Genomic DNA, 11,619 nt, shown 5'->3' with positions numbered 1-11,619 from the left:
CTCACTTCACTCCACCTGCTGGTGGTATTAACTCGATACAGTTGAATACATACTTACACAAAGAATTTTACACTACCACTTTTATAAAAATCTATCTTCTTCTTGCTTCTTTACTTAAACGGAAATCAACCATTCCATTGAAAGTGCTTAAAGGTGTTGCTTTTTCTATTGGAGTAAATAGATTTACAGCTTCTCTTGCTGCTCTTGCATTTTTATTGATAGTTTGAAATTTACCATCACTTATAAAACTGACAGCCTGTTGTAAATTCTGATCCGAGGTACTGCCCCAAGGTACATTCACATAATCATTGGCAAAGGTATTAGCTGCCATCCCGGTGTAATAGCCACCCTCTCCTTTTGCATTTTTCGTCTCAAAATTGATAGCGTATAAATCTGCCAGATATTTTTGCTGATGATTTGCATCATACATCGTAATATTAAAATCGATGAAGCCTACCGGTTTGCCATAAGTAGAATCACCAATCAATTTTACACTCATATATGGCTTCAGGTTATTAATCGTCAGTTCACTCGCTGAGGCTGTATTTCTTGAAACAACGAAGAATACATTATCGAGTTGCAGGCCACCTGTTTGGGAAGGAAAATTAACTTTAGAGGTCAGCTGAATATCGTTGATAACCGCCATCAGCTTATCGTTGTACTGATAACTGTACATCAGGTTATTTGCAGCAGATGAAGGAGCAATCGCACTATCGAGGTATTCTGCAGTAGTGGTAGCCCCACCTCCATTATATCGTAAATCGACAATTAAATTCTTAATACCGGCGGACTGGAACTTTGTAAATACTTTATCCAGTTCTGTTTTTGTGACTGTTGGTTGTCCGTTTGCATTGAAAGTACTTGCGTAAGTATAAAATACGAAGTAGCCGACCTTTTGCGTGGACAGCCCTACAGGTACTGAAAAAACAGTATCAAACACAACCGGATTGATATTGTAGGTAGATTGAGCAAGAGCGTAGGTTACTTTAGTACCATCGGGTCTTTTGAACTCCAGTGAAACATTATCAGACTCCATTATAGACCTATAAATATAGGACAATGAAGAAGACGTAGAACTGAATGAAGTAACTCCGTTAATCCCGGTAATTTCCCAACCTCTGGTTACACCAGCTTTACCGGCAGGGCTATTTTTATCGGTATATAAAACGAAGATTCTCACCGTACCATTAGCATCTGCCAGGACAGGGGCATATTGCAAGCCCAAATCGCCGGAAGCTGAGAAATAAGTAGTGCTGGAGGAAACTCCATTCATCAGCTTATTGGTGAGTACACCGCTTCTGTCGAGGAAACTGTACCTGTCATAAGGCGCATTGGTAGTTGGGTTGATAGCGTACCTTTTCATAGCAGCCAATAACGAATCTGCATTGGCAAATTTGGTATCGAAAGGGTTCAACACCGGAACACTGGAATACCAATAATAGGTTGGTAATCCTCTATTGGCGGTTCGCCCCCCATCAGCGTAAGTCACCTGCATAATCTGATACATCAGATAGCGCAATGAATCTTCCTTAATAGCGGTAGTATCACCGGTAGAAACTGAAGGGGCCGGATTGTTGTTATCATTGTTAGCTGCGGGTTTATCTTTATGACAGCTAGTAAGCACACCGGCAAAGATGCAGGCAGCCAATACCCCTTTCACGCCTGAAGAAAATAATTTCTTATGCATAAAAAATATTAAGCGACGATATGTATCAGCAGTTAGTGGGTGGCCAAAGTTTGTTTGGTCCAGAAGTCTGCCGAATAGTATAAGGTAAATGTATCCTGTGGGGATCCCGGAGCAGGTGGTTGCTGCCCTTTCTCCTTTTTAGGCTCCAATTCTTTCTTATCCACTTTTTTCATTGCATTTACCTTAAAATGATAAGCGATTGGTGTGGTTGAAGCGGTGGTAACTCCTAAAAGTTTTAAAGGAATTGCCAATTCACAAACCAGATTTCCGTTTGAATCGTAGGAACCGGCAGTTTGAATGCCGTAGGTATTATGTACCGGAATATTGCCATCCGGAATATTCTCAAATCCATCTACCTTAATTTCTTTGGCATTAGCCAAAAGCTGTTTTTTCAGTTCACCGGCAATCAATGCGCGGGAAGACTCAGGTGCATCAGGATTTCCGGGGTTTACTTCATTTACTAAAGGAAAAGTAATGGATGGTCCATTTTTCTTTTTCCCAGTTATGTTAACAGAAAACGTCAGTCCTGATCTTAATATTTTCATCTGGCTCTGAGGGTCTGGTACACTAACTATAACGTATAAGTTTTCCTGATCGTTCGCTATTGTATAAAATAATTTTGCAGTATTGTTATAAAACTGCAATGGTTTAGGCCATTCAGATGCTATACCATCGATTTTTATACCTTCCGGTGCCCATTTATTCTGTTCATCCTGCGCTTTACCCGGAATATTAGATAATAATCCAATCGTTAAAAATGCTCCTGTTACCAGTGCCTTTTTCATTTTCATGAGAAATACAATTACAGTTATACTACAAGGTTAACAAAGAATTTCGAAAATATCCTCAAAAATAACGCATATAAGGTAAAAGAATCGGTGAATGAGCCGAAATAATGGACCGTTGGTAATATTATTATATAGTTAAAAGGGAATAGACCAACCCACAGGCCGGTCTATTCCCTTTTATTGTGCTATAAATGTACTATTAATACAGTAATCTTGTCTTAATTGTATGAGGAACCTCTCTCAAAAGGGAAAGGGCTTCCTGAGATAATCTGGTATCCACGTCCAGTACCACATAACCAATAGTGTCATTGGTTTTAAGGTATTGGCCCAGGATGTTGATCTGATTGCTCGATAGGGCTGTATTGATAGCACTCAGTACTCCAGGCACGTTTTGGTGAATATGGAGGATTCTGTGTGTATTTTCAATTGGCGGAACGCTGATAGCTGGTACTGTATGTGATCCAAAGCTGGCACCTTTTTCCAGATAATTCAGCATTTTAGCGCTAACATCAAGTCCAATATTGTGCTGGGCCTCTTCTGTACTACCACCGATATGAGGAGTCAGGATAACATTTGGCAACTTTTGTAATGGAGTAGTGAATGATGCTCCATTTTTTTCCGGTTCAACCGGGAATACGTCAATTGCCGCACCAGACAGTTTACCGCTAACCAAAGCATCTTTCAGTGCTTCAAGATCCACCACCTCTCCACGAGCATAGTTAATAAAGATGGCACCAGGTTTAGCTTCAGCCAAAACATCGGCGGTGATCATGTTGGCAGTAGTTTTACTACTTGGAACATGCAGGGAAATAATATCAGACTTTTGGAAAACGTCTTTCAGTGTACGCAGTTGCTCAGCATTTCCGAGAGGGAGTTTAGTTTCAGCGTCATAGTATACAACGTTCATCCCCATTCCTTCTGCCAGAACACTTACCTGGCTACCGATATTGCCATATCCTACGATCCCCAGAGTTTTACCTCTAAGTTCATAGCTGCCGGTAGCTTCTTTCATCCATATTCCGTTATGAGCAGCATTGTTTTTATCTACAATACGGCGAATAAGGATTATGGATAACCCGATTACCAGTTCCGCAACGGAACGTGTATTCGAATATGGAGCGTTAAATACAGCTACACCATGTTCAGTGGCTGCTTTTAAATCAACCTGATTGGTACCTATACAAAAACATCCGATGGCTTGCAGCTTCTTAGCCGATTCCAGTACTCTTCTGGTTACCTTGGTTTTCGAACGGATACCAAGAAGATGCACATCCTTGATCTCATTGATCAGATCATCTTCATTCAGTGCACCTGAAAGCTTACGTACCTGGTAACCTGCTGTAATAAACTCTTCTACTGCAGCATCACTGATGTTCTCCAGTAACAAAATGTTGATCTTCTCTTTTGGATAACTTGTCGACTTTTGCTGGTCCATAATATTATTCTAGATTATATATGTATCTGTGTAGTGCAATTGGCTTAATAATTGCTGCTAGCGGGGAAACAGGGCACAAACCTACTCGATGTTCAGGAATATTCAAATAGTTGCGACAATCAATTCGATTTTATCAAAAAAAGCTAGTTAACATTAATAGATTTTTGCGTTTTTTTTAGTTTTTCTGGCTTAAAAACCCCTTAAAAGCAATCGAACTGAGTGTTATTATTTGGTGATCATTTCCATTGAGTATAATTTTAGCGCCTTATCGGACAGGTCATTTGAATTAAGAAAGTTAGTCACACACCTCTAATGAAGCGATTGAAAGCAGTTAGGATCATTTTAACACTATCGGGAATAGCAATAGTTACAAGTTGTCAGAGCAACACAGCAAGAAGTAAAATAACCACTAAGGTCGTTAGTACAGATAGCAGCCGGTATACTTTGAATTTGAGTGAAGCTGATAAAGCAGCAATTTTAAGTTCACCCCGCACACAGCAAATTCAAAGGGAGCTGGAAGCTTTTTACAATAACAAATTATTGCGTACCGGATTCAATGGCGCCGTATTGGTTGCCAAGAAAGGTGTTATCATTTTTGAAAAGTATCATGGGTATGAAAACTCCAGAAGCAGAACTCCTATTGTAGATAGTTCTTCCTTTCAGTTGGCTTCAGTATCCAAAACATTTACAGGCGGAGCAATTCTTTGGCTAGTCCAGAATGGAAAGCTCAGCCTTGACGACACCCTGCAGGAGTTTTTCCCCAACTTCCCCTATAAGGGGATTACTGTCAGAATGTTGTTGAATCATAGAAGCGGACTTCCCAACTATCTCTATTTCAGCGATAGTTTATGGAAAGAACCTTCAAGATATATGACAAATGACGATGTCATTAAACTGATGGAGCTTCATAAGCCCAGGATTCAGCATGCTCCGGGAACTCACTTCCAGTACTGCAATACCAACTATATGCTGCTTGCCTCAATTATAGAAAAAGTAACCGGCAAGAAATATCCTGAGTTCATGCAGGAAACGATTTTCGGGCCACTGGGAATGCAAAATACTTTTGTATTTGATCCCGGCACTGCGGCCCGCCCGCACCAGACCCAAAGTCACAAGTATAATGGCCAATTTGAGCCGGATACCTATTTCGATGGCGTAATGGGCGACAAAGGTATTTACAGCAGTGCGGAAGATATGCTTAAATGGGATCAGGCATTATACTCCGGTCAGTTTCTTAATGATACCATCCTTAAGGCTGCGTATGCCCCTTACAGTAATGAGAAACCAGGTGTCAGGAATTATGGCTTAGGATGGAGGCTGATGGTGTATCCGGATGCCAGCAAAAACATCGTATATCATAATGGCTGGTGGCATGGAAACAATACAGTATTTTATCGTTTCATTTCCGATACCACTACGCTGATTATTCTGGGTAATAAATACAACAGGGGTATTTACCAGGCAGTGAAGCCAATCCGGGATATACTTGGGCATGGCGATGGCGAAGAAGCCGGAGAAGAATAAAATCATTCAATATAAAAAACAGGAAACGCGAGGATGATCCTCGCGTTTTTTTGTTTATCCATGTTTTCTGTTTGGAAGTACATTGTCTCTGGCCCATGTAATTTCTCCGGTAAAAGGATGGCTCCGAACCGGGCAGGCCGATTTTAAACAGTAATGGCAGCACGACGGAATGCAGGGATCCATATGAATAAAGAATTCAACTTCACTATTCTTGAATCCATTATTTACCAGTTCCTCTACCCTTTTCATTTCATCATGTGCATCATTCAGCTCGAGATAATAGGGCATTGTAATGTGGCAATCTATATGATAGTTATTTCCGTATTGCTGGATTCTCATGTTATGAATATCGATCCAGTTCTCTCTCCTGTTTGCAGATAATATTTCAATTACCTTATCCACTGTTTTCATGTCGGTTTCATCCATCAAACCGGAAATCGACCGGCGCATAAGCTGATAGCCATTGGTGAGAATCAGTCCGGCCATCAGCAACGAAACTGTTGGGTCGAGCCAGTTCCAACCGGTAAAATGGATAACTGTTAAAGCGATAATCAATCCCAGGCTGCTGTAAACATCTGTCATTATATGTTGTCCGTTGCCCGTGATCGTCAGGGAGGATAATTTTTTACCTGAACGCACAAGATACAATCCCAGTAAGAGATTGGCCAGAGTGGTAACGCCAAGTACCCATAAGCCGCTTTCCATTTTCTGCAGCTCTTTGGGAAAGATGAAGTATTGAATTGCTTTAACCAGGATGAGTATTCCGGCAATAAAGATCATTGCGCCTTCAAAACCAATTGAAAAGAATTCGACCTTACCGTGACCATAAGGATGGTTCTCATCTTTAGGTTGACTAGCCAGGTAAATACTATAGCTGGCAAAGCCACCGGCTACAACATTTATTATAGATTCTAAAGCGTCAGATAAGATAGCAACGGAATGGGTCATCAGATAGGCAGCAAACTTAGCCCCTGTAATTAATAGACTTACCAACAGGGAAATAAGGATGACCCGTAATTCTTTTTTTAGCAATGGAAAGATTGGTTTAGTGTTGTAAAGAACAAAGGTACAAGAATATTGTTGTGCCACTTCAAAACTACGGTATTAATAAAAACATAACAATGTTGATGCATCTCTTAGCAGTCAGCCCTATTACATTTGCCTAAACAAAATAATACTAACCCTAATCTACGTACGAAATGACTGACAAAGAACTACAAGCGCAACAGGTGGTCGCAGAGATTTTTGAGTTATACGAGCGTTATGGCCAGGCCGAATATGGAGAACAGGTAACGATGCTTATGCATATGATGCAGGCAGCGGTAATAGCTGAGCAAACAGGATTTGAAGATGAGATGATTGTAGCTGCATTCCTGCATGATATAGGACATTTTTTTGAGGAAGCAGAACAGATGGACCAGTATGGCACCCGTGCGCATGATGATTTGGGGAGTACCTATCTTATCAGATGCGGATTCCCTGAACGATTAGCAAAGCTGGTGGGCAGTCATGTGGCGGCAAAACGTTATCTGACCTGGTTTGACAGTGCCTATTATGAAACGTTATCTGAAGCCAGCAAACAGACGTTGATTTACCAGGGGGGCCCTATGAGTGAAGAAGAAGCAACTGCCTTTAAGCAGGATCCGTTGTTTCATCAATACATTCAGATCAGGATATGGGATGATATGGGGAAAGATGCCAATATACCCGTAGATCCTACTGATGTAAGCAGGATGAGAGAGAGAACATTAAAATATCTGCTGACTCATTTAAATGAGCAGGCAGCATAAATAATTGGGCATAAAGATGCCCGGATCTAAATGAGAAAAAGCAGGACATCAGGGCTATTACAGCCCGGATATTCTGCTTTTCTTTTTAGATATTTAAAAGGGAATACTGATTATTCCGATCCTTTTTCTGTAGCTGGAGGAGTAGAAGCCTTAGGTTCTTTTGGTTCCTTAGGTTCCTTAGGTTCTTTTTCCTTCTTTTTGCTGACTTTAGGAGCGAAGATGGCGATCATACGTTTACCTTCCATGGTAGGCATACTTTCCAGGCTACCCACTTCAGCCAATCGTTCTGCGAACTTCAACAGAATCAGCTCTCCACGTTCTTTAAACATGATAGCACGACCTTTGAACTGCACATAAGTTTTCACTTTGTTACCATCTTTCAGGAAGCTTTCAGCATGTTTAGCTTTAAAGTCGAAGTCGTGATCGTCGGTATTGGGCGTAAAGCGAATTTCTTTTACTTCGCTTTTGTGCGCCTTAGCCTTCATTTCTTTTTCCTTCTTCTTCTTTTCGTAAAGGAATTTGTTGTAGTCGATGATCCGGCATACAGGAGGAACCGCGTTAGGAGATATTTCTACCAGGTCAAGTCCCATGTCTTCAGCCATACGAAGGGCTTCTTCAGTTTTGTAGACGCCTACTTCGATGTTTTCACCTACAAGTCTTACTTCTGGAACACGTATCATTCTGTTAGTACGATGTTCTTGTTGTTGTTCCCTGCGGAAGTTGGGGTTTCTTCCCCTGTTGTTACCACCGCCAAAACTTGGTTTGGGTCTGTTTTGCATTAAAAATTATAAAAATTAAGAATTAGATTGTTGAATTGAGTTGATCTGTTATGTTTAGTCAGATCAAAAACAACTTTTGCAAAAATAGTAGAAAAATCATAGCAATAAACATACCTTAATCAGTTAGGTTCATGTATAAGCTGTTGATTTTTCCACATTCTTTATTCGATTGCTTTTTTATTGATTACTTCCTCGCTCACTTGTTTGATGAAATCATCGATGGTCATAGTTCCGAGATCGCCTTTAGACTGGCGGCGAACAGCTACTACTTCGTCGGCAGCTTCTTTTTCGCCTAATACCAGCATGTACGGAATTTTAGCTAATTCGGCTTCACGGATTTTCTTACCGATTTTTTCGCTTCTGTCATCAATTTCAGCGCGAATTTCTGCTTTTTTCAGTTGTTCAGCTACTTTTTCGGCGTAGGCCTGGCTTTTATCACTGATTGGCAGGATTTTAACCTGAGTAGGTGCTAACCAAAGCGGGAATTTACCGGCACAGTGTTCGATCAATACAGCGATGAAGCGTTCTAGTGATCCGAAAGGTGCGCGGTGAATCATTACCGGTCTGTGTTTCTGGTTATCGGCTCCGATATATTCCAGTTCAAATCTTTCCGGCAGGTTATAATCTACCTGAATGGTACCCAGCTGCCATTTACGGCCCAATGCATCTTTTACCATGAAATCGAGCTTCGGACCGTAGAATGCGGCTTCGCCATATTCTACAACGGTATTCAGGCCTTTTTCAGCGGCAGATTCGATGATGGCACGTTCGGCGAGTTCCCAGTTTTCTTCAGTTCCGATGTACTTGCTGCGGTCGTCCTTATCGCGTAAGGAGATTTGGGCAGTATATTCAGTAAAGCTTAAGCTGTTGAAAACATACATTACCAGGTCGATCACCTTTTGGAATTCTTCCTTCACCTGATCGGGGCGGCAGAATAAGTGGGCATCGTCCTGAGTAAATCCACGAACTCTGGTTAATCCGTGTAATTCGCCGTGTTGCTCGTAACGGTAAACGGTACCGAATTCAGCAAAACGAACGGGAAGGTCTTTATATGATTTCGGAGAAGCTTTGTACAGCTCACAGTGGTGTGGGCAGTTCATTGGCTTCAGCATGAATTCCTCTCCTTCTTCAGGCGTATGAATTGGCTGGAAGCTGTCTTTTCCGTATTTCTCATAGTGACCGCTGGTGATGTAGAGGTTCTTGTTTCCGATATGTGGAGTTACTACAGGCAGGTAACCTGTAGCCAGCTGAGCTTCCTGCAGGAAACGTTGTAAACGTTCGCGCAGTAAGGCGCCTTTCGGTAACCACATTGGAAGGCCCAACCCTACTTTCTCGGAGAAAGTAAAGAGTTCCAGTTCCTTACCCAGTTTGCGGTGATCGCGTTTTTTAGCTTCTTCGATCAGGGCGATGTATTCGTCCAGTTCTTTCTGGTTAGGGAAAGTGATACCATAAATGCGGGTAAGCATTTTGTTCTTTTCATTTCCTCTCCAGTATGCACCTGCGATGCTGGTTAATTTAATCGCTTTAATGAAGCCGGTGTTGGGAATATGGGGTCCGCGACATAAGTCGGTAAACCCTCCCTGTGTATAGAAGGTGATATTTCCGTCCTGTAATTCGTTAATGGTTTCGATCTTGTAAGGATCTCCTTTTTCAGTGAAGTAGGCCAGTGCGTCGGCTTTATTTACCTCTTTACGGATATACTCACTGTTATGTTTGGAAAGCTCCACCATCTTAGCTTCGATCTTTTTGAGATCCTCATCGGAGATGGTACGGTCGCCTAAGTCAATATCGTAATAGAATCCGTTTTCAATTGAGGGGCCATATCCGAGTTTTACGCCAGGATAAAGCGCTTCCAGGGCTTCGGCCATTAAGTGGGCGGAAGAGTGCCACATGGTAGCTTTCCCGTCTTTATCGACCCAGGTCAGCAGTTGGAGCGTGCTATCCGTCAATATCGGGCGTGTAGCATCTACTACCTGCCCATTAATATTTGCGGCTAATACTTTGCGTGCCAATCCTTCGCTGATGGATTTGGCAATGTCCAATGCAGTTACTCCTTGTTCATACTGACGAACTGCGCCATCCGGAAAAGTGATATTTATCATACGTTTTGCTGTTAGCTCCTTCTGTTTTTTTGGAGCTATAATTCCTAATAAAATGTTTGCGAAGTTAAGAAATAGTTCGTTAGCTTTTTGAGAACTATGTCATTGAACTTAAGGATTTTAAAAATAAATATTGCGACAGCGACCCCAGTTCAGTATAAAACTTTGTCAAAAAGCGATTTTTACGCTTAAAATAACACAAATACTATCAATCTAATACATTCATTTACAATCACTTTGATATATAAAAATACTTGGTTAGGATTCGAGGTTTGTTGAATAAGCATTCCTACTTTTGAGCTCATAAGGAAATGATTATATAACAACTGATCAGTATAAATCACTGTTTCCTATTTGAATTTTCTCAAAATAATCAATAAAAATATAATATGAGTATTGAAAATCTTAATTACGAATTACAGCGAATCTCAAAAAATGTGGATTACAATTCCGAAAGAATGGATAGAAATCTGGAGCATAAATTCAAATGAATGACTCCAAGATTGATCACAAGTTTGAGATGCTTGATCGCACAGTAGAAAGCAAGTTTGAAAGACTTAATTCCAAGGTTGAAAGACTTGAAAATACAATCAATCAATTTAACCTTATTGTAATAATTATTTTATTCACCATCGTAGTTTCACTACAACTTGTTTTAGCATCTGCAAAGTAAATTTCAAACAATAATATCAGCCATCAATATAACCTTAAAAATAAAAATATGAAATCCAACAATCTTGCATTAGTAGAGGTGTTTCATAAAAGCTTGAAACTCCCCGATATGGAGGCAAACAAAGCCGCCGCTGTAATTGAAATGACAATAAAAAACGAGATTCGGAATGAGATCAGACATTGCGCTACCAAATCCGATTTACAGGAAGAAGGTAAAGGGATAAGGACAGAGATACAAAAGACTCAAAAGGAACTAAGTGATAATACTGTAAAGATTACAGAATTAGGGATTAAGTGCGACACACACAATGAACAAATTAAGAAATTAGATGAAAAAGTAGAAGATAACACTAAAACATTGAACACTATTGATAAAACATTGAATGATATTAATGGCACGTTGAAAGTTCACAATGGAAAAATTGAAAAATTAGAGGAAAAAGTAGAAGATAACACTAAAACATTGAACATTATTGATAAAACATTGAATGATATTAATGGCACATTGAAAGTTCACAATGGGAAAATTGAAAAATTAGAGGAAAAAGTAGAAGCTAACAGCAATGCTTTAAATGACTTAAAAGTTACAACCACTGAAATAAAGACTCAATTAGCTGCAAATTCAACTGCGTTAGAAAAATTATCAGGTGATTTAAATGAAAAAATATCTGCTAATTCAACTGCGTTAGAAAAAGTTTCAAATGATTTGAATAAAAAATTAGATAATTGTTTGGAGAAAATTGATAAGGCAATAGTTAATCCTTATGCTTTCGCATTTTCTTTAATCACTTTAATTGCAGGTATCCTTGCAGTACTGCAATATTTGTCTAAGCATAATCTGTAAC

At 40.1% G+C, this 11,619-nt stretch carries 9 protein-coding genes; 3 read left to right on the top strand and 6 right to left on the bottom strand.

Annotated features, from left to right (window positions below; genetic code table 11):
* Positions 1–91: 91 nt before the first annotated feature.
* The 3 genes from DVR12_RS23555 to serA all read right to left on the bottom strand — a co-directional run bounded on the left by DVR12_RS23555 (position 92) and on the right by serA (position 3,910).
* Positions 92–1,687, bottom strand: coding sequence for a S41 family peptidase (locus DVR12_RS23555; protein WP_116978261.1), 1,596 nt, complete (start codon positions 1,685–1,687; stop codon positions 92–94).
* A 32-nt stretch (positions 1,688–1,719) separates the two neighbouring features.
* Positions 1,720–2,478 (bottom strand): hypothetical protein, encoded by a 759-nt coding sequence (locus tag DVR12_RS23550; RefSeq protein WP_116978260.1) that lies wholly within the window; start codon positions 2,476–2,478, stop codon positions 1,720–1,722.
* Between the two features lie 196 nt (positions 2,479–2,674).
* Positions 2,675–3,910, bottom strand: a complete 1,236-nt coding sequence (serA, locus tag DVR12_RS23545) for a phosphoglycerate dehydrogenase (protein WP_116978259.1) — start codon at positions 3,908–3,910, stop codon at positions 2,675–2,677.
* Positions 3,911–4,222: 312 nt separating this feature from the next.
* Between serA and DVR12_RS23540 the strand changes: the two genes are divergently transcribed.
* Positions 4,223–5,434 (top strand): serine hydrolase domain-containing protein, encoded by a 1,212-nt coding sequence (locus tag DVR12_RS23540; RefSeq protein ID WP_233522452.1) that lies wholly within the window; start codon positions 4,223–4,225, stop codon positions 5,432–5,434.
* 54 nt (positions 5,435–5,488) lie between these two features.
* On the opposite strand, the gene DVR12_RS23535 is transcribed toward DVR12_RS23540, so the two are convergent.
* On the bottom strand, positions 5,489–6,466 hold the full coding sequence (locus DVR12_RS23535) for a cation diffusion facilitator family transporter (RefSeq protein WP_116978258.1): 978 nt from the start codon (positions 6,464–6,466) through the stop codon (positions 5,489–5,491).
* Positions 6,467–6,633: 167 nt separating this feature from the next.
* Here DVR12_RS23535 and DVR12_RS23530 point away from each other — a divergent pair, with 167 nt between their 5' ends.
* A complete protein-coding gene (locus DVR12_RS23530; protein WP_116978257.1) occupies positions 6,634–7,224 on the top strand; it encodes an HD domain-containing protein in 591 nt (196 codons plus the stop codon).
* 110 nt (positions 7,225–7,334) lie between these two features.
* Here the strand turns inward: DVR12_RS23530 and infC are convergent, their stop codons facing one another.
* Positions 7,335–8,003: a translation initiation factor IF-3 gene (gene infC, locus DVR12_RS23525; RefSeq protein WP_116978256.1), complete on the bottom strand. Its 669-nt coding sequence runs from the start codon at positions 8,001–8,003 to the stop codon at positions 7,335–7,337.
* 161 nt (positions 8,004–8,164) lie between these two features.
* Positions 8,165–10,105 (bottom strand): threonine--tRNA ligase, encoded by a 1,941-nt coding sequence (thrS, locus tag DVR12_RS23520; protein ID WP_116978255.1) that lies wholly within the window; start codon positions 10,103–10,105, stop codon positions 8,165–8,167.
* A gap of 718 nt (positions 10,106–10,823) precedes the next feature.
* On the opposite strand from thrS, the gene DVR12_RS23510 reads away from it, so the two are divergent.
* On the top strand, positions 10,824–11,618 hold the full coding sequence (locus tag DVR12_RS23510) for a hypothetical protein (protein WP_116978253.1): 795 nt from the start codon (positions 10,824–10,826) through the stop codon (positions 11,616–11,618).
* Position 11,619 lies beyond the last annotated feature (1 nt).

The sequence above is a fragment of the Chitinophaga silvatica genome, from assembly GCF_003419895.1.
Taxonomy (GTDB): domain Bacteria; phylum Bacteroidota; class Bacteroidia; order Chitinophagales; family Chitinophagaceae; genus Chitinophaga; species Chitinophaga silvatica.
The sequence above is the reverse complement of the archived record's forward strand: the minus strand, read 5'-3'. Positions and strand labels throughout refer to the sequence as shown.

What these genes read in the sequence shown, in the direction of transcription:
- thrS (WP_116978255.1), bottom strand. Translation starts at nt 10,105, where the DNA reads ATGATAAATATCACTTTTCCGGATGGCGCAGTTCGTCAGTATGAACAA.
- DVR12_RS23540 (WP_233522452.1), top strand. Translation starts at nt 4,223, where the DNA reads ATGAAGCGATTGAAAGCAGTTAGGATCATTTTAACACTATCGGGAATA.
- DVR12_RS23550 (WP_116978260.1), bottom strand. Translation starts at nt 2,478, where the DNA reads ATGAAAATGAAAAAGGCACTGGTAACAGGAGCATTTTTAACGATTGGA.
- DVR12_RS23510 (WP_116978253.1), top strand. Translation starts at nt 10,824, where the DNA reads ATGAAATCCAACAATCTTGCATTAGTAGAGGTGTTTCATAAAAGCTTG.
- DVR12_RS23555 (WP_116978261.1), bottom strand. Translation starts at nt 1,687, where the DNA reads ATGCATAAGAAATTATTTTCTTCAGGCGTGAAAGGGGTATTGGCTGCC.
- serA (WP_116978259.1), bottom strand. Translation starts at nt 3,910, where the DNA reads ATGGACCAGCAAAAGTCGACAAGTTATCCAAAAGAGAAGATCAACATT.
- DVR12_RS23530 (WP_116978257.1), top strand. Translation starts at nt 6,634, where the DNA reads ATGACTGACAAAGAACTACAAGCGCAACAGGTGGTCGCAGAGATTTTT.
- infC (WP_116978256.1), bottom strand. Translation starts at nt 8,003, where the DNA reads ATGCAAAACAGACCCAAACCAAGTTTTGGCGGTGGTAACAACAGGGGA.